This is a genomic window from Streptacidiphilus cavernicola, from assembly GCF_042510955.1.
Lineage (GTDB): Bacteria > Actinomycetota > Actinomycetes > Streptomycetales > Streptomycetaceae > Streptacidiphilus > Streptacidiphilus cavernicola.
The window spans coordinates 63,406-80,534 of record NZ_JBHFAB010000023.1 but is presented as its reverse complement, the minus strand read 5'-3'; the positions used below and the strand labels follow the sequence as shown (position 1 = coordinate 80,534).

At 72.7% G+C, this 17,129-nt stretch carries 22 protein-coding genes; 13 read left to right on the top strand and 9 right to left on the bottom strand.

The window, feature by feature from the left end; all coding sequences use genetic code 11:
* The first annotated feature begins 30 nt into the window (after positions 1–30).
* Positions 31–321: a DUF1416 domain-containing protein gene (locus ACEZDE_RS26370; protein WP_030255809.1), complete on the top strand. Its 291-nt coding sequence runs from the start codon at positions 31–33 to the stop codon at positions 319–321.
* Positions 322–412: 91 nt separating this feature from the next.
* Here ACEZDE_RS26370 and ACEZDE_RS26365 read toward each other — a convergent pair whose 3' ends face one another.
* Positions 413–775, bottom strand: coding sequence for a DsrE family protein (locus ACEZDE_RS26365; protein WP_380540908.1), 363 nt, complete (start codon positions 773–775; stop codon positions 413–415).
* Positions 776–982: 207 nt separating this feature from the next.
* On the opposite strand from ACEZDE_RS26365, the gene ACEZDE_RS26360 reads away from it, so the two are divergent.
* From ACEZDE_RS26360 to ygfZ, 3 genes are all read left to right on the top strand, one after another.
* Entirely contained in the window at positions 983–1,567 is a 585-nt protein-coding gene (locus tag ACEZDE_RS26360) for an FABP family protein (RefSeq protein ID WP_380540773.1), read from the top strand.
* Between the two features lie 88 nt (positions 1,568–1,655).
* Positions 1,656–2,102 carry a Fur family transcriptional regulator gene (locus ACEZDE_RS26355; protein WP_380540770.1) on the top strand — a complete coding sequence of 149 codons (447 nt, stop codon included), beginning with the start codon at positions 1,656–1,658 and terminating at the stop codon, positions 2,100–2,102.
* Positions 2,099–3,085, top strand: coding sequence for a CAF17-like 4Fe-4S cluster assembly/insertion protein YgfZ (gene ygfZ, locus ACEZDE_RS26350; RefSeq protein WP_380540767.1), 987 nt, complete (start codon positions 2,099–2,101; stop codon positions 3,083–3,085). Before ACEZDE_RS26355 ends, ygfZ begins: the two co-directional genes overlap by 4 nt.
* 40 nt (positions 3,086–3,125) lie before the next feature.
* On the opposite strand, the gene dtd is transcribed toward ygfZ, so the two are convergent.
* A complete protein-coding gene (gene dtd / locus ACEZDE_RS26345) occupies positions 3,126–3,569 on the bottom strand; it encodes a D-aminoacyl-tRNA deacylase (protein ID WP_380540764.1) in 444 nt (147 codons plus the stop codon).
* Between the two features lie 257 nt (positions 3,570–3,826).
* On the opposite strand from dtd, the gene ACEZDE_RS26340 reads away from it, so the two are divergent.
* Together ACEZDE_RS26340 and ACEZDE_RS26335 are read left to right on the top strand one after the other, a co-directional pair.
* Positions 3,827–4,393, top strand: a complete 567-nt coding sequence (locus ACEZDE_RS26340) for an RsiG family protein (RefSeq protein WP_380540760.1) — start codon at positions 3,827–3,829, stop codon at positions 4,391–4,393.
* Positions 4,394–4,399: 6 nt separating this feature from the next.
* Entirely contained in the window at positions 4,400–5,413 is a 1,014-nt protein-coding gene (locus ACEZDE_RS26335) for an asparaginase (RefSeq protein WP_380540757.1), read from the top strand.
* Between the two features lie 35 nt (positions 5,414–5,448).
* Here ACEZDE_RS26335 and ACEZDE_RS26330 read toward each other — a convergent pair whose 3' ends face one another.
* Together ACEZDE_RS26330 and mshA are read right to left on the bottom strand one after the other, a co-directional pair.
* Positions 5,449–5,976, bottom strand: coding sequence for a type III secretion system chaperone family protein (locus tag ACEZDE_RS26330; RefSeq protein ID WP_380540754.1), 528 nt, complete (start codon positions 5,974–5,976; stop codon positions 5,449–5,451).
* Between the two features lie 10 nt (positions 5,977–5,986).
* On the bottom strand, positions 5,987–7,345 hold the full coding sequence (gene mshA, locus ACEZDE_RS26325) for a D-inositol-3-phosphate glycosyltransferase (RefSeq protein ID WP_380540905.1): 1,359 nt from the start codon (positions 7,343–7,345) through the stop codon (positions 5,987–5,989).
* A 124-nt stretch (positions 7,346–7,469) separates the two neighbouring features.
* On the opposite strand from mshA, the gene ACEZDE_RS26320 reads away from it, so the two are divergent.
* Positions 7,470–8,306, top strand: coding sequence for a class I SAM-dependent methyltransferase (locus ACEZDE_RS26320; protein WP_380540751.1), 837 nt, complete (start codon positions 7,470–7,472; stop codon positions 8,304–8,306).
* A gap of 103 nt (positions 8,307–8,409) precedes the next feature.
* Here ACEZDE_RS26320 and ACEZDE_RS26315 read toward each other — a convergent pair whose 3' ends face one another.
* Positions 8,410–8,613, bottom strand: a complete 204-nt coding sequence (locus tag ACEZDE_RS26315; protein ID WP_380540748.1) for a hypothetical protein — start codon at positions 8,611–8,613, stop codon at positions 8,410–8,412.
* 251 nt (positions 8,614–8,864) lie between these two features.
* Here ACEZDE_RS26315 and ACEZDE_RS26310 point away from each other — a divergent pair, with 251 nt between their 5' ends.
* Positions 8,865–10,181, top strand: a complete 1,317-nt coding sequence (locus ACEZDE_RS26310; RefSeq protein WP_380540745.1) for a PP2C family protein-serine/threonine phosphatase — start codon at positions 8,865–8,867, stop codon at positions 10,179–10,181.
* An 88-nt stretch (positions 10,182–10,269) separates the two neighbouring features.
* Here ACEZDE_RS26310 and ACEZDE_RS26305 read toward each other — a convergent pair whose 3' ends face one another.
* The 4 genes from ACEZDE_RS26305 to ACEZDE_RS26290 form a co-directional block, all read right to left on the bottom strand.
* A complete protein-coding gene (locus tag ACEZDE_RS26305; protein ID WP_380540743.1) occupies positions 10,270–10,683 on the bottom strand; it encodes a DUF2516 family protein in 414 nt (137 codons plus the stop codon).
* Positions 10,684–10,866: 183 nt separating this feature from the next.
* Positions 10,867–11,448, bottom strand: a complete 582-nt coding sequence (locus ACEZDE_RS26300) for a hypothetical protein (protein ID WP_380540740.1) — start codon at positions 11,446–11,448, stop codon at positions 10,867–10,869.
* Positions 11,432–11,875: a helix-turn-helix domain-containing protein gene (locus tag ACEZDE_RS26295; protein ID WP_380540737.1), complete on the bottom strand. Its 444-nt coding sequence runs from the start codon at positions 11,873–11,875 to the stop codon at positions 11,432–11,434. Before ACEZDE_RS26295 ends, ACEZDE_RS26300 begins: the two co-directional genes overlap by 17 nt.
* Positions 11,876–12,168: 293 nt before the next feature.
* The gene (locus ACEZDE_RS26290) at positions 12,169–12,885 is read right to left on the bottom strand and encodes a Clp protease N-terminal domain-containing protein (RefSeq protein ID WP_380540734.1); all 717 of its coding nucleotides are present in this window, start codon (positions 12,883–12,885) and stop codon (positions 12,169–12,171) included.
* Between the two features lie 104 nt (positions 12,886–12,989).
* Here ACEZDE_RS26290 and ACEZDE_RS26285 point away from each other — a divergent pair, with 104 nt between their 5' ends.
* The 5 genes from ACEZDE_RS26285 to ACEZDE_RS26265 all read left to right on the top strand — a co-directional run bounded on the left by ACEZDE_RS26285 (position 12,990) and on the right by ACEZDE_RS26265 (position 17,106).
* Positions 12,990–13,511 (top strand): hypothetical protein, encoded by a 522-nt coding sequence (locus tag ACEZDE_RS26285; RefSeq protein WP_380540731.1) that lies wholly within the window; start codon positions 12,990–12,992, stop codon positions 13,509–13,511.
* Between the two features lie 206 nt (positions 13,512–13,717).
* Positions 13,718–14,605, top strand: a complete 888-nt coding sequence (locus ACEZDE_RS26280; protein ID WP_380540728.1) for a DUF4097 family beta strand repeat-containing protein — start codon at positions 13,718–13,720, stop codon at positions 14,603–14,605.
* Entirely contained in the window at positions 14,602–15,576 is a 975-nt protein-coding gene (locus ACEZDE_RS26275) for an ABC transporter ATP-binding protein (RefSeq protein ID WP_380540725.1), read from the top strand. The genes ACEZDE_RS26280 and ACEZDE_RS26275 overlap by 4 nt, the downstream gene beginning before the upstream one ends.
* A gap of 2 nt (positions 15,577–15,578) precedes the next feature.
* Complete coding sequence (locus tag ACEZDE_RS26270; protein ID WP_380540721.1) at positions 15,579–16,439, top strand: ABC transporter permease; 861 nt, start codon at positions 15,579–15,581, stop codon at positions 16,437–16,439.
* A gap of 106 nt (positions 16,440–16,545) precedes the next feature.
* Positions 16,546–17,106, top strand: a complete 561-nt coding sequence (locus ACEZDE_RS26265; RefSeq protein WP_380540718.1) for a hypothetical protein — start codon at positions 16,546–16,548, stop codon at positions 17,104–17,106.
* The last annotated feature ends 23 nt before the right edge of the window (positions 17,107–17,129 follow it).

Sequence of the window (17,129 nt, the reverse complement as noted above, 5' to 3'; positions counted from 1 at the left end):
GACCGAACAAGAAACCAAAGGAGACCGCACATGTGTGGTGCGAAGGCCGGCGGCCCCGATCTGGCAGGAGTCGACGTGGCGAGCGAGACCATCATCCAGGGTTCGGTGACCCGCGACGGTGAGCCGGTCAACGGCTACGTCCGGCTGCTGGACGAGGGCGGCGAGTTCACCGCCGAGGTGCCCACCTCGGCGACCGGGCAGTTCCGCTTCTTCGCCGCCCCCGGCACCTGGACGCTGCGCGCCCTGGTGCCCGGCGCGACGGTGGACCGCGTGGTCGCGGCCCAGCAGGGCGCGGTGGCCGAGGTCGCCATCGCGGTCTGACGACCGCCGAACGAACGAAGCCCCGCACCGGCTCTCCCCGGTGCGGGGCTTCACCGCGTCCTGCGCGCACCGCGGCGATCCGCGGACCCCGTCAGTAGACGAGCGCCTGCGCCCCGTCCGCCATGACCTCGCTCACGAACACCTGCGCACCGGCGATCCGCACCCCGTCCAGCACGTCGGCCTGCCCGATCCCGCGCCGTGCCGCGCACTGCGTGCACAGGGTGACCGTGCCCCCGGCGAGCAGCGCGTCCAGCAGCTCCGGCAGCGGCGCGGCGTGCGGGAGCTCGAACTCGGCCGCGCGTCCTGGCAAGGCGAACCAGGAGGACTCGCCGGTGAGCCAGAGCGACACCTCGACCCCGCTGGCGACCGCGACCGCCGCGACCGTGAACGCCTGCGAGCAGCGCTCCGGCGCGTCCGCCCCCGCTGTGACCTTGATGACCAGCTTCTTCGACATCGACATGCCGCTCACCCTACGCAGCCCTCGGCACGAGCCCCCGGCGCCCGCGGACTAGACTCGGCGATGGTCCTTTCCCCGCACCGAGGAGCCCGCGCGTGTCCGGTCTTGAGTACTTCTTCGACGGTCTGCTGATCGTCATGGCCCTCGTCATCGTCTGGTTCGCCTACTTCTCGGTGAAGAAGCTCTACCAGGGCCAGCGCTGACATGATCGAGATCCCGTCCGGCCTCCATCAGGACGTCGTCTCCCTGGCCTTCCTGCTCGGCACCTGGGAGGGCGCCGGGGTGCACGACTTCCCGGGCGCCGAGAAGTGCAACTTCGGCCAGGAGCTGATCTTCCGCCACGACGGCCGCCCGTTCGTCGAGTACCGCTCGCGCAGCTGGGTGCTGGACGCCGAGGGCGAGAAGGTCCGCCCGCTGGAGAACGAGTCCGGCTTCTGGCGGGTCACCGGCAACCCGCACGGCAACACCGGCGCCCGCGAGATCGAGGTCTCCTCGGTCCGCGACGACGGCACCGTCGAGATCTGGTACGGCGAGCTGGCCGACGGCAAGCCGCAGATCGAGCTGGCCACGGACGCGGTCGCCCGGATCGAGGGCGCGCCCCCGTACACCGGCGGCAAGCGGCTGTACGGGCTGGTCGGCGCCGAGCTGATGTGGGTGGGCGAGAAGGCCGCCCCCGAGGTGCCGCTGCGCCCGTACATGTCCGGGCAGCTGAAGAAGGTGCTCAGCCCGGCCCAGCTGGTCAAGGACATCAACGACCTGCCCGACGACGGCATCGCCTTCTTCCGCTGACCCGGTCGCCCCGGACGCCCGCTCCGGTCCCGCACCGCCCTAGAATCGGGGGTGCGGGACTTCCGCGTGCAGAGGGGCGGACGTTGTGGTGAGCGGCACCGACTGGCAGACCGATCTGAGGGCGCGCGGCTACCGGCTGACGCCGCAGCGCCAGCTGGTGCTGCAGGCCGTGGACGTGCTGGGGCACGCCACGCCGGACGACATCCTCACCGAGGTGCGCCGCACCGCCAGCGGCGTCAACATCTCCACCGTCTACCGCACGCTGGACCTGCTGGAGGAACTGCAGCTGGTCTCGCACGCCCACCTCGGCCACGGCGCGCCCACCTACCACCTGGCCGACCGGCTCCAGCACATGCACCTGGTCTGCCGCGACTGCGACAAGGTCACCGAGACCGACGTCTCGATCGCCGCGCCGTTCGTGGAATCGCTGCGCGCCTCCCATGGTTTCGAGACGGATGTGAAGCACTTCGCCATCTTCGGCCGCTGCGCAGACTGCTCCGGCACGACCGAGAACCGTAGGGACGACGCCACGTGACCACCGCACCGACAGCGACCGCCAGCCCGCTCCTCTCGCTCCCGGGCGCCGTGGCCGGGGACGGCATCGACGCCCCGGTCGCCGCGCACTACGGCGGGCTGTTCAGGGAGCAGCGCGAGCTGGCCGCGGGCCGCGGCTTCGTGGACCTGTCGCACCGCGGCGTGGTCACCGTCAGCGGCCCCGACCGGCTCAGCTGGCTGCACCTGCTGCTGACCCAGCACGTCAGCGAGCTGCCGCCGCAGCAGGCGGCCGAGGCGCTGATCCTCTCCCCGCACGGCCACATCGAGCACGCGCTCTACCTGGTCGACGACGGGGCGACGACCTGGATGCACGTCGAGCCGGGTACCACCGCCGAGCTGGTGGCGTACCTGGAGAAGATGAAGTTCTTCAACCAGGTCGAGGTCGCCGACGCCACCGCCGACTACGCCGTGGTGCACCTCCCGGCCGGATCGACGGCGGACGCCGGGGCCGCTGCGGCGGTCCGCGAGCTGCCGTACGGGCGGGACCTGTTCCTGCCGCGGGCCGAGCTGGCCGCGGCCACCGCCGGGTACGGCGCCCCGTCCGGGCTGTGGGCCTACGAGGCGCTGCGGATCGAGGCGCACCGGCCGCGGCTGGGCTTCGAGACCGACCACCGCACCATCCCGCACGAGCTGGGCTGGCTGGAGACCGCGGTGCACCTGAACAAGGGCTGTTACCGGGGCCAGGAGACGGTGGCCCGGGTGAACAACCTGGGCAAGCCCCCGCGCCGGCTGGTGCTGCTGCACCTGGACGGCAGCATGGAGGTGCTGCCCCCGCACGGCGCCGAGGTCCGGCTCGCGGACGGCGGCCCGGACGCCCGTCCGGTGGGCTTCGTGACCTCCTCGGCCCGGCACCACGAGCTGGGCCCGGTGGCGCTTGCCCTGGTCAAGCGGAACACCGCGGTGGACGCCGCGCTGCTGGCCGGGACGGTCCCGGCGGGCCAGGAAGTCATCGTCCCGCAGTAGACCGCTCCCGTGGCAGCAGCTGCCGTGTGCCGACGGCCCGTCAGAACTCCAGCAGGACGGTGAACGGGCCGTCGTTGACCAGCGACACCTTCATGTCCGCGCCGAAGCGCCCGGTCTCGACGGTCGCGCCGAGCGCCCGCAGCTGCGCCACCACCTCGTCCACCAGCGGCTCGGCGACGGGCCCCGGCGCGGCGGCGTTCCAGGTCGGGCGGCGGCCCTTGCGGGCGTCGCCGTAGAGGGTGAACTGGCTGATCACCAGCAGCGGCGCGGCCAGGTCCGAGCAGGACTTCTCGCCCTCCAGGCTGTGCTGGCCCGAAAAGACCCGCAGCGACCAGAGCTTGCGGGCGAGCAGCGCCGCCTGCTCCGGGGTGTCCTCGTGGGTCACCCCGACCAGGACGCACAGTCCCGGGCCGAGGATGGAGCCCACCACCTCCCCGTCGACGGTCACCTTCGCCTCGGTCACGACCTGAGCCACAGCACGCATGCGCCCCATTGTCGCGGAGGCCCGGTCACGGAGGGCCGATCGGGGGGTGCTCGCAGGGGCGCGAGGGTGACGGCTACGCGCCCCCCGGCGGACGGACGCATGGCCGTGCGCAGGGAATATGCACCAGTCGTATGAGCCACCCGAATTCGCCAGGGGTCTGTTTGGGCCCGATTGGGTGCAGCTCGCCTGCGCGGGGCAGTCACCGGGTGGCACGATGCGTGCCTGTGGGTGGCAGGCCCGACCAGAGGGAGCAGCTGATGCCCGAACAGTGCACGACCGGGCGCGACACGGCCGGACGAGGCGCGGCGGCGGCCTGCGCGGTCACGGCGGACCTCGACGGCCTCGGCAGCCTCGGGCTGGACCAGCTCCGCGACCTGCGCCGGCAGGCCCAGGACGACGAGGCCGACCTCTCCTACCTCCGTCGGCTGCTGCACGGCCGGGTCGACATCCTGCGCGCCGAGCTGACCCGCCGCAGCGGCCGGACGGCGGTGTCGGACACCCTTCTGGAGCAACTGGCGGAGATCCTCACCGACCTCCCCTCGGAGGTCCGCAACTCCGCCCGCCATGTGACGCTCAACACTCCGCGTAGCGAGGAGTACCAGGCGCTCGCGGACGAACTGATGGACGACGTCGCCCTGGCCGACCTCCGATCCCAGTCGGACACGGCGCTGCAGGCCGCCTGCATCCGGCTCACCGCCCACGAGCGCACCCTGTCCGGGCGTCGGCAGGGGTTGCAGCGGACCGTCGACGGATGCAGCGCGGAGATCACCCGCAGGTACCGTGAGGGGGAAGCGCGCATCGACGACCTGCTCTCCGGAGGCTGAACCGCCATGACCACCCCGGCATCCGTCCCGGCATCAGCGATACCCGGAGCCGCGAGGCCCGAGGCGCCGGACTCGGCGGTGCTCGCCGAGGTGGTCAGGTCCGGCTTCGTGGAGGGACGGCACCGGGGCTCGCTGGTGGTGCTGGCCGCCGACGGCAGCGTCGACACCGCCCTGGTCCTGGGCGATCCGACCCCTCCGGTGTTCCCGCGCTCCAGCAACAAGCCGATGCAGGCGGCGGCCATCCTGCGGACCGGGCTCGACCTGGACGGCGAGCTGCTCGCGCTGGCCGCTGCCAGCCACTCCGCGGAAACGTTCCACCTGGACGCCGTCCGCAAGATCCTGGCCGGGGCCGGGCTGACCACCGCCGCCCTGCAGACGCCTCCGTCGCTGCCGCTGGACGAGGCCGAGAGCGAGGCCTGGATCCGCTCCGGCGGCCACCCCGAGCCGATCCTGATGGACTGCTCCGGCAAGCACGCCGCGATGCTGGCCGCCTGCGTCGCCCGCGGCTGGGACACCGGCGGCTACCTGGACCCGGGCCACCCGTTGCAGCAGCAGGTGCTCAGCACGTTCGAACAGCTGACCGGCGGACCGGCCGCGGCGGCGGGCACCGACGGCTGCGGCGCGCCGCTGCTGGCGACCAGCCTGGTCGGCCTGGCCCGCGCCTTCCGCGCCGTCGTCCTGGCCGAGCCCGGCACCCCGGAGCGCCGGGTCGCCGACGCGATGCGGGCGCACCCGGAGTACGTCGCCGGGACCCGTCGGATCGACACCTGGCTGATGCGGGGCGTGCCCGGCGCGATGGCCAAGATGGGCGCGGAGGCGGTCCAGGCGGTGGCGCTGGCGGACGGCCGGGCGCTGGCCTTCAAGATCGACGACGGCGGCTACCGGGCGGTGGGCCCGGTCCTGGCCGCCGTGCTCCGCCGGATGGGCGTCAGCGCGGACGGCGACACCCTCTCCCGCATCGGCTCCGCCCCCCTGTACGGCGGCGGCAGGCCGGTGGGCGAGGTCCGCGCCGCGTTCTGACCGCTGGTCAGTTCTGAGGGTCCTGGCCAGGACGGTCAGGGCCCTTCCGCGGCCGGGCCGGTGAGGTGGGTGAAGGCGTCCAGATTGCGGGTGGACTCGCCGCGCTTGGTGCGCCACTCCCACTCCCGGCGGATCGCGGTGGCGAATCCCAGTTCGAGCAGGGTGTTGAACGGCTCGTCCGCGTGGGTGAGCACCGCCCCCAGCAGCCGGTCCACCTCCTCGGCCGTCACCGCCGCCAGCGGGAGCCGTCCGGCCAGGTAGACGTCGCCGAGGCGGTCCACCGCGTAGGCGATCCCGTACATCCGGGTGTTGCGTTCGAGCAGCCAGCGGTAGAAGGCCTCGTGGTTCTCGTCGGCGTGCCGGACCACGAAGGCGTTGACGCTCAGGGTGTGCTCGCCGACCCGCAGCGAGCAGGTGGTGGAGAGCTTCCTGCTCCCCGGCAGCGTCGCCACGCAGGCGTACGGATCGTCGGTCGGCTGCTCCCAGGCGACGCCCGCGTCGTCCAGTGCGGACCGGACGACGTCGAGCGCCTGTGCGCGGGTCTGTGCACGCGGTGAGTCCATGCCCCCGACGTTACCGCGCGGTACCGCCGCTCATCCGGTCCATTGCCCCGCCGTACACCGCCGCGGTCTCGGCGGCGGCGTTCGCCCAGCCGAAGCCGGCGGCGTGCCGGGCCGCGGCCTCGCCCATCCGGGGGCCCAGGGCCGGGTCGTCGATGAAGCGGCGCAGGGTGCGGGCCCAGTCGCGGGGGTCGTGGCCGTCGACCAGGAAACCGGTCTCGCCGTTCCGGACGGCGACCGGCAGCCCGCCGACCGCGGCGGCGACCACCGGGGTGCCGCAGGCCTGCGCCTCCAGGGCGACCAGGCCGAAGGATTCGTTGTAGGAGGGCATCACCAGCGCCGTCGCGGCGCGGTACCAGTCGGCCAGCCGCTCCTGCCCCACCGGCGGATGGAACCGGACCACGTCCGAGATGCCGAGCTGTGCGGCCAGCTTGTGCAGGCTCTCCGGGCGGGCGAGACCGCTCCCGCTGGGACCGCCGACGATCGGTACGACCAGCCGGTCGCGCAGCGAGGGGTCCTGCAGCAGCATCACCGCGACCGCGCGGAGCAGCACGTCGGGGGCCTTGAGCGGCTGTATCCGCCCGGCGAAGAGGAGCACCGTCGCGTCCTGCGGCAGTCCGAGCCCGGCCCGGATCCCGGCCTGATCGCTATGGCTGAGCGCGTCGCCGACGTCGCCGACCGGGGTGGCCGTCGCGGGTCGGAAGACCTCCAGGTTGACCCCGGGGTGGACCACCGAGAGCTGGTCCTCGTGCGCGCCGTAGTGCGCGGCCAGCTCCTCGGCCTCGTCGCGGGTGTTGGCGATCAGCCGGTCGGCGGCCTCGACCACCTGGGTCTCGCCGATCACCCGGGCGGCCGGCTCGGGGGTGTCGCCGAAGGCCAGCGCGGCGTTCTTGACCTTGGCCATGGTGTGCATGGTGTGCACCAGCGGCACGCCCCAGCGCTCCGCGGCCAGCCAGCCGACCTGCCCGGACAGCCAGTAGTGCGAGTGGACCAGGTCGTAGTAGCCGGGACGGTAGCCGGCCTCGGCCCGCAGCACGCCGTGGGTGAAGGCGCAGAGCTGCGCGGGCAGGTCCTCCTTGAGCAGGCCCTCGAAAGGACCCGCGGTGACGTGCCGGACCAGCACGCCCGGCGCCAGCTCCACCGTCGGCGGCAGGTCGGAGGAGGTGGCCCGGGTGAACACCTCCACCTCGACGCCCTGCTCGGCCAGCCGCTTGGACAGCTCGACGATGTAGACGTTCATGCCCCCGGCGTCGCCGGTGCCCGGCTGGTGCAGCGGGGAGGTGTGCACGCTCAGCATCGCCACGCGGCGAGGGCGCTGGGTCACTGGTCGTCCCTTCGTTCCAGCTCCGGCCGCTCGGCGACCCGTCAACAGAGTGGCCAACAGAATCGTGGCCCCACTGATTCCCCCGGCGGGCCGCTTCCCCGGCCGCACCCGCATGCCCGGCCGCACCCGCTGCCCGGCATGCGCTGCCCGGCACTGGCATACGCTGCCTGGCATGGGAGCGCGCGCACGGGTCAGCAGCGGTCGACCGGTCGGCGCGGTCACCCGTGGCATCACCAACCCCAACCGGCTGCGCCGGATGGACCGCTGGATCGCCGCCGAACTGGCCCCGGCGCTGCGCCGCGCGGGCCCGCCTCCGGTCGCGGTCGACCTCGGCTACGGCGCCGCGCCGTGGACCGCGGTGGAACTGCACGCCCGGCTGGCCGCGGTGCGGGCGGACGTCCGGGTGGTCGGCATCGAGATCGAGCCGGAGCGGGTCGCGGCGGCGCAGCGCCACGCCCGTCCGCCCGCGCTCAGCTTCCGGCGCGGCGGCTTCGAGGTCCCGCTGGACCCCGACCCCGGCTCGGGGGTGGGCGACGGCGCGCTGCTGATCCGGGCCGCGAACGTGCTGCGCCAGTACGACGAGGGCCAGGTCGCGGACGCCTGGGCGCTGCTCCGCGGGCGGCTGGCGCCGGAAGGGCTGCTGGTCGAGGGCACCTGCGACGAGATCGGCCGGCGGCACGTCTGGGTGGCCCTGGACCGGGGCGGCCCGCGCACGGTGACCTTCGCCGCCCGGCTCGGCGGACTCGAACGGCCGTCCGATCTGGCGGAGCGGCTGCCCAAGGTGCTGATCCACCGCAACGTCCCCGGCGAGCCGGTGCACGCCTTCCTCCGCGACCTCGACCGGGCCTGGGCGGCGGCGGCCCCGTACGCGGACTTCGGCGCACGTCAGCGCTGGATCGCCACGGCGGCGGCGGTCGCCGCGGACTGGCCGCTGGTCGGCGGCCGGAGCCGTTGGCGGCTGGGCGAACTGACGGTGCGTTGGGAGGCGGTCGCACCCCGTACACCGTGACGGGGACGAAGCACAACTGTTCGAACAAGTTATCGAATAATCGTGGCTTTCTCGGGTCCCCACGGTCCACCATGGACGCATGGCCCCACCCTCGTCCCGCGCCCTACTCCAGGCGGACGGAATCGAACGCCTGATAGGCCTCGACACCGAACAGCACGAACCGTGCCTCCTCCACCCCGCTCCCGCTCTCCAGCGCCGCGTCCCCGACCGCGCGCACCGCGATCCGCGCGGCGTCGTCCAGCGGCCAGCCGACCACCGCGTCCACCCGCTGCTCGGTGATGTCCCCCTGAATGAACGTGATCTCCATCACCAACCCCTTTCGTCCGTCCGCGCAGCCGGGCCCCGCCCGCACCGGCGACTGCCGAGACCCACCGCACCCTCCCGCACTCCCGCAGGCCACGGCCGTCATGGCCGACGCCGCCATCGGGGTGACCGATGGTGCGGAGGGCCTGTGGAGATCACGTTAGGGTCACGGGAATACCGCAGGAACGTGGTGTCTGATGGGCACCGCAACGATCGCCCAAGCGTTGCACCGTCTGGGAGAGGGAGGTACCGCTGATGCCCGCGACTGACCGCGCGCACGAACCGCAGCCGAGCACGTCGAGTGCCGCCGCGCCGATACCTCACCCGCGCCCGCGCCCGTCCTCCACGTCGGCCGCGACCGCGGCCCCGCTCTCGGTCCTGCTCATCGACGACAGCCCGGAGGACGCCGAGACGTTCCGCAACCTGCTGGCCGAGGTCGGCGCGGAGGCGCCGCTGCGCTGGGCGCGCACCCTCGACGAGGCCGCGACGATGATCGACGCCGACACCGCCTGCATCCTGCTCGACCTCGAACTCCCGGACGGCGGCGGCCTCGACGGCCTGCGCCGGCTGTTCCGCCGCTGGCCCCGCACCGCGGTCCTCGCCGTCACCGGCACCGCCGACGTGCACCTCGGCGCCGCCGCGGTCGCGGCCGGCGCACAGGACTTCCTGGTGAAGCAGGAGATCGACGGCCGCCTGCTGACCCGCGCCGTCCGCTACGCGGTCGAACGCAAGCGCGCCGACGAGTCGCAGCGCCGCCTGGTCGAGGCCGAACTGCGCGGCCAGGAGAACGCGCGGCTCCAGCGCCACCTGCTGCCCACCCCGCTGCTGGAGGGCTCAGGGCTCGAATTCCACGCCCGCTACCGGCCGGGACGCCGCCGCGCGCTGCTCGGTGGCGACTTCTACGACGCCGTCCGCACCGCCGACGGCACCGTGCACGTGGTCATCGGCGACGTCTGCGGACACGGCCCCGACGAGGCCGCGCTCGGCGTGGCGCTGCGGATCGCCTGGCGCACCCTGGTCTTCGCCGGACTGCACGGCGAGGCCCTGCTCGGCACGCTCCAGCGGGTGCTGGAGCACGAGCGGCGCAGCGACGAGATCTTCGCGACCCTGTGCATGCTCGCCATCGAACCCGACAGCGAGTACGCCGAACTGCACCTGGCCGGGCACCCGGCCCCGCTGCTGCTCCAGGACGGCTGCGAGCCCGAGCTGCTCCCGTACGACAACGGCGGCCCGGCGCTGGGGCTGCTGAGCTTCCCGCTGCAGGCGGACGCGGGGGAGGAGCAGTGGCCGCCGCGGAAGGTCCGGCTGGGCGAGGAGTGGAGCCTGATGCTCTACACCGACGGCCTGATCGAGGGCCGGATAGGGGCGGGGACGCGCCGCCTCGGCCAGGAGGGGCTGATCGCGATGATCGGCGACCACCGGGAGACCGGTCTGCGCGACGAACTGCTGATCGACACGGCGATGTCCGAGGTCGAGGACCTCAACGGCGGCGCGCTCGCCGACGACGTCGCGGTCCTGCTGCTCACCCGCCCGGCGCCGGCCGGGCTGCCTGCCGTCCTCCCGACCGGCTGACGGCGGCTTCCGGGCGGGCGCGGGCTTCGCGGGCGGTCCCGTCGCCTGCGGTTCCCTGCCCAGGGCCGGGTCCAGGCCCGGGTCCGGACTACCAGGGCCCGTACGGACCCATGTGGTTGCGCTCGTCCTTCTTGGGCTTGGTCCGACCCAGTCGGCCGCGCCCGCCGCCGAGCCCGCCCAGCCTCCCGGCGCGCTGCGGCGTGATCGCCTTCAACCGCGGCCGGACGTCCACCAGATAGACGATCGCCGCGACCAGCCCGATCAGGCTCAGCATCTGGCCCAGCAGCGGAATCGGCAGGAAGCCGATGATCGCCCCGAAGCCCAGCACCATCAGCCAGAACGTCTTGGTCTGCTTGTCCACGGCCTGGTATGCGTCGCCGCGCCGGAAAGCGGCGTCGATGAAGACCGCGACCTTGAACACCAGCAGCACGAGCGACAGCCAGGTCAGCACGGAGCTGAACCCGTCCATCAGGATGCCGCTCGCAGCCAACTGCTCGACCATCGCTTCTCCCTCGTCCTGCCGTACTGCCTGTCCAGCCTGTCCCGATGGGGAGTGTCCCACGGGGCCGGCCTCTGAAACGAGAACGAGAGGGACGCGCCGAGCGTGCCCGGCGGCGTCCCTCTCCTCTCAGCTGTGCGCCCTCATGCTGTGGTGCTGTGAGCGGCACAGAGTCGTGCGTCGTGCTCAGGCCTTCGGCGCGTTCTTCCGCGGCGTGGTCCGCTTGGCGGCGGGCTTCGGCGCGGCGGGGGTTTCCGGCTCGACCTTGGCGGCGGCATCGGTCGCCTTGTCGGCCGCGGTGTCGGCGACCTTGTCGACCTCGGCGGCGAAGGCGTCCGCCTTGGACTCGGCCTTGCCGGCGATGCCGACCAGCTCGTCCGCGGTCTCCTTGCGCTGGCGGTCGACGACGACCTTGCCGCGCTCGGCCAGCTCGTCGTACACCTCGCGGGCCTTGACGGCCAGCTCGGCGGCGCGGCCGACCGACTGCAGGGCGAAGTCCTGGGCCTTCTCCTGCAGCGACTTGAAGTCGTTCGGCAGCGTGGAGACCGTCTCGGTGACCTTGGCCTGCGCCTCGGTCAGCCTGACCTGGGCCTCCTTCAGCCGCGCGGTCGCCCGCTCCTGCACGACCGTGCGGTCGGTGCCGGCCAGCGTCGCGGCCTTCTCCGGCACCTCGCGGAGCTTCTCGACCGCGAGGTCGCCGGCGCCGGCGAGCGCGTACAGCGGCGTCGGGTCCGAAAGGGTCTTGCGCAGATCATCGGTGATGGGCATTGGGAGTTCCTCCCCTTGGTTCGGGATCGTCCTTGGTCCTGCCGGCACTCGTCCCGGCCTCCGCCTCGTCGTGCGCGCCCAGGTGGGCGTTCTCCTTGAGGAAGGAGTCGTAGACGGCGAGCAGCACCTGCTTCTGCCGCTCGTTGATCAGTGAGTCCGCAAAGATCGCGGCCCGGAGCTCCAGGCCGGCCTCCTCGCGCTCGTCGAGGATCCCCGCCTGCACGTACAGCGTCTCCGCCGAGATCCGCAGCGCCTTGGCGATCTGCTGCAGGATCTCCGCACTCGGTTTCCGCAACCCGCGCTCGATCTGACTGAGGTACGGATTCGACACGCCCGCGGCATCGGCCAGCTGACGCAGCGAGTACTGCGCATGCCGCCGCTGCTCACGGATGTACTCCCCGAGCGAGCCAACGTTCAGTGAGGCCATGACTCCACTCTGCACGCCCGTGCTAACTATTGCAAGCACACCGCTTGCAACTGTGACCCATGTCGCGCGTGGCTGCTGCCGGTCCCCCTGAATGCGGCCCATCCCAGCGCAGCGCGACCCGCGCCCGGCGTTCGCGGCGCCAGGCGCCGGCCGTGCAGGCGACCCGGAATAGCGGCAGCAGGCGAGGCCAGCGCACCGGACAGGTCCTCGGGCACGAGCGGGTCCCCCTTCTCCGTCGCACCAGCGGGAGGGACTCTACGGCGCCGCCCGCTGGTGCGCGTGGTGCCGTCCGGTCAGGGGTTGGTGCGGGGAGTGGGACGGGCGGTGCCGCGGTTGGTGATCTCAGTCTTGACCGTCTCGCGCAGGGTGTCCGGGGTGAAGCCGAGGGTGTGCAGGATCTGGGCGGCCGGGCTGCCCTCGGTGCGGATCAGGCCGAGCAGGGAGTGTTCCGTGCCGACCCAGTCGTGGCCGAGGTCGGCCGAGGCGCGGAGGGCCTGTTCGATGGCCTGCTTGCCCTCCGGACGGAACGCGATGTGACCGCGCAGCGCCTTCTCCCCGGCCGGCGGCAGCGCCTCCTCGATCACGTCGCGGACGTGCTGTTCCGATCCGGCCTGTGCGACCAGCAGCTCGTACGCCAGGCCGCGCGGTTCGCCGAGCAGGCCGAGCAGGAGGTGTTCGGTGCCGATGAAGTCGTGCTTGTGCGTCCGGGCGGCCTCCTGCGCCAGCACGATGGTGTGCCGGTTCAGGTTGGTGAACTGCTCGAACGGGGCGGGGGTGTGGCGCTGCTGGGCGGCCTGCCTGGTGACCCCGATGGCGTCGCCGATCTCGCTCCATGACGCGCCGGTCTGCTTCGCCTTGCTGACGTAGTGGTCCAGGAGCTGGTCGCCGAGGTCGGTCAGGGTCTGGGCGCGCAGGCGCGCTTCGCTGATGCGGGCCAGCTCGCTGGCTTCGGGGAGTTCCTCGTCGAGACGGGCGATCAGGTCCGCGAGGCTGATGTCGAGTGGGCTCATGCGTCAAGTTTAAATTGACGATCGGCGGGCGTCAAGACGAAGTTGACAATTGCCGTGAGCCATAAAGGCTTGCGTTGGTGCCAAAGTGGTGCCACATTAGAGCCATGGAACTCACCCCCTATGTCGAAAGCCTCCGCCGCGAGTTGACGCTCGCGGCCGGGGTCGGCGGCGAGGACGCTCGCGTGCTCGCCGACCGGCTGCTCCAGCCGCTCGACGCGGCGGTTCGGCTCACCCTGCTGGAGGCGCTCTCCAGCGCCGCCGAGGAGATCTCCGCCGAACTCGCGCCCGGCGCCGTCGACGTCCGACTGCGGAGCGGCTCGGCCGCGTTCGTGGTGACGCCGCCGCCCGCCGCCGCCGCTCCGCCTGCCGTCGGCCCCGGGCCGGTGGACGTGCGGCTGCCGGTCGCGGACGGCGACGACGCCGCCATGGTCCGGATCAACCTCCGGCTCCCCGGCAACCTCAAGGCCCTGATCGAGGACGCCGCCGCGGCGGGCGGACTCTCCGTCAACGCCTGGATCGTCCGGGCCGCGGCGGCCGGCCTGGCCGGGGAGGGACGGACGCAGGCCCCGGCCGCCGCCCAGAAGACCGGCCAGGTTGGTCAGAGCTTCACCGGCTGGGCCCGCTGACCGCCGTCACCGACACCACGCCGTCACTGACACCGCCGTCACTGACACCGCCGGCACCACCGACCGCTGTCCCTGACCCGAGCAAGCGCACGACCCGACAGGCACCACCGGCACGACAGGCACCACCGGCACGAAGGCACACGGCACGACGACAGGCACGACCGGCACCACCACCCACCACCACACACCCCGCGAAGGAACCCGAGATGTCCCTCTCGAACTTCAACACCCCGTCCCCGATCGCCGTCACCCTCGACCTCTACGTCGCCGACGTCCACATCGTCGCCGCCGACCGCGCCGACACCGTCGTCGAGGTCCGCCCGAGCGACCCGGGCAAGCCGGTCGACGTCAAGGCCGCCGAGAACACCCGGGTCGAGTACGACGACGCGACCCGCGTCCTCAGCGTCGTCCGCAAACCCCGCAACCGGTTCGTGAACTTCAGCAAGCGCCCCGAGTCCATCGACGTCGTGATCCACCTGCCCACCGACTCCGACGTGCGCGGCGAGGCCGGGCTCGGCGACTACCGGACCGAGGGCGCGCTCCGCGCCGTCGCGCTGAAGACCGGTCTCGGCGCCGTCCGGATCGCCGAGAGCGGCACCCTGAACGTCCACACCGGGCTCGGTGAGATCTCCGTCGACACCGCGGGCGGCTCCGCCGAGGTGCACAGCGGGGCCGGCGAGATCTGGATCGGCGCGGTCGACGGCCCCGCCGACGTCTCCACCAGCAACGGGACCATCCGGATCGGCGTCGTCACCGGCCCCGCGAACGTCAAGGTCAGCAATGGCGGACTGTCCGTCGACCGGGCGCTGTCCGACATCACCGCCGCCAACTCCAACGGTGCGGTGCGGATCGGCGAGGTCGTCCGCGGCAAGGTCAGCGCCACCAGCAAGAACGGCCGGGTCGACGTCGGCGTCCGCGAGGGCAGCGCCGCCTGGCTGGAACTGGACACCACGGTCGGCCGCGTCTACAACGAGCTCGACTCCGCCGACGCGCCCGACGACGGCGAGCCGGTCGACAAGGTCGAGGTGCACGCCAGCACCAAGCTCGGCGACGTCGTGGTCCGCCGCACCCCCCGTCTGGAGGAGAACGCGTGAACACCGCCATACCCCGCCCCGCCACCGTCCCGGACCCGGTCGCCGGCACCGCCGCGATCTCGGCCCGCGGCCTGCGCAAGTCCTTCGCCGGAAAAGCCGTGCTCGACGGCATCGACCTGACGGTCCAGCAGGGCACGGTGCTGGCCCTGCTCGGACCGAACGGGGCCGGCAAGACCACCGCCGTGCACCTGCTGACCACCTACCTCCGCCCCGACGCCGGGGACATCCGGATCGCCGGACAGGACCCCGCGAAGAACCCGCAGGCGGTCCGGCGCGCGACCGGCGTCACCGGCCAGTTCTCGGCCGTCGACGGGTACCTGACCGGCCGTGAGAACCTGCTGCTGATGGCCGACCTGCACCTGCTGCCGAAGGCCGTGGGCCGCCGGAAGGCCGGGGAGCTGCTGGAGCGCTTCGAACTCGACGAGGCCGCGGACAAGCCGGCCTCGACCTACTCCGGCGGGATGAAGCGCAAGCTCGACCTGGCCATGACGCTGGTCGGCGACCCGAAGGTGATCTTCCTGGACGAGCCGACCACGGGCCTGGACCCGCGCAGCCGCCGCACCATGTGGGACATCATCCGGGGCCTGGTCGCCGAGGGCACCACGATCCTGCTCACCACCCAGTACCTGGACGAGGCCGACCAACTCGCGCACCGCGTCGCGGTGCTGGACGGCGGCCGGATCGTCGCCGAGGGCACCCCGGCCGAGCTCAAGGCGCGGATCCCCGGGGGCCACATCGAACTGACCTTCGCCGACCGCGGCGCACTGGACGCCGCGGCGGCGCTGCTCGACCCGACCAGCCGCGACGACGACGGACTCACCCTGCAACTGGCCGCCGACGGCCGCGTCAGCACCCTGCGGACGCTGCTGAAGCGGCTGGACGACGCGGCCGTGGAGGTCGAGTCGCTGACCGTGCACACCCCCGACCTCGACGACGTCTTCTTCGCCCTCACCGGCAGAAAGGGAGCCTGACCATGAGCGCCGCCACGAGCACCATGGGCACCGTCGCGCCGACGGACGCCGCCGCCGACTCCGGCTCGCACGCCTTCGTCCACGCGCGGGCCATGCTGCGCCGCAACCTGCGGCACATGCAGCGCTACCCGTCGCTGACCCTGATGATCACCCTGATGCCGCTGGTCTTCCTGCTCCTGTTCGTCTACGTCTTCGGCGGGACGCTGGGATCGGGGCTCGGCGGCGGCCTGCCCGCCGGGATGCACGGCGGGCGGGCGGCGTACGCGAACTACGTGGCTCCGGCGATCATCCTGATGGCCGTGGCCGCCGCGGCGCAGGGGACGGCGATCGCGGTCGCCCAGGACATGACCGAGGGCATCATCGCCCGGTTCCGCACCATGGCCGTCGCCCGCTCCTCCGTGCTGACCGGGCACGTCGTGGGCGCGACGATCCAGACCCTGGCCGCCGTGGCGGTGGTCACCGGGGCCGCGATCGCGGTCGGCTTCCGCCCGCACGCCAACGTGGCCGAGTGGCTCGCCGCCCTCGGCGTGGTGCTGCTGCTGACCTTCGCCGTCACCTGGCTGTGCGTCGGCCTCGGACTGTCGGCCAAGAGCGTGGAGACGGCCAGCAACTCGCCGATGTTCCTGATCCTGCTGCCCTTCCTCGGCAGCGGCTTCGTCCCCACCGACTCGCTGCCCACCGCGATGCGCTGGTTCGCCGAGTACCAGCCGTTCACCCCGGTCAACGAGACCCTGCGCGGGCTGCTGACCGGCACGAAGATCGGCGACAACCTGGTCATCACCATCGCCTGGTGCGTCGGGACGGCGGTGCTGTCGTACACCTGGTCGCGCCGCCTGTACGAGCGCGAGCCCAAGCCGCGCTGAGCAGGACGGGGAGGCCGCCGCCCGGGGGAGTGGTTCCCGGGCATGGCCTCCCACCTGGCATGATGGCTTGTCCTATCGCACGTGCGTACAGCTGGAGAACCGCGTCATGGCACCACCCGAGACATCGTCCGGCGCATCGGCGCGCTTCTCCCGCAAGGGCTACCTGGCCATCGCCTGCCTCGCGGCCGTCGGCATCGCCGGAACCTGGGCCGGCGCCGATCTGAGCAGCCACCACTCCGAGGCCCGGCCCGAGGCCCGGCCGGCAGCGGTGACCGCCGCGGTTCAGGCTCGGCTGACCTCCTGGCGGGATCAGGGCGGGCAGCGGCAGATCGACACCGTCCGAGCGGACCTGCGGAAGGTCTCCGCGGACGGGCTGAACTTCGACCTGGCGGCCGAGGCCACCGACTGCGCGGCCCTGGTCCGCGACACCGCGACCGCCCAGGGATACCCCGAGATACCCGACCCGGACACCCAGGCCGACTGGTCCCAGGCGCTGAACGCCCTCCAGCAGTCGGCCGCCGACTGCGCGAGTTCGGCGGTGGACGTGACCGACAACGGGGTCGACCGGGCGAACTTCGCCGAGCTCACCGCGTCCGAGAACGAGCTGACCGAGGCCGAGGCCCCGATGAAGGCCGCGCTCACCCGGCTCCAGAACCCCACCTGGTGAGCCAGGCCTGCTGAGCCGGATCC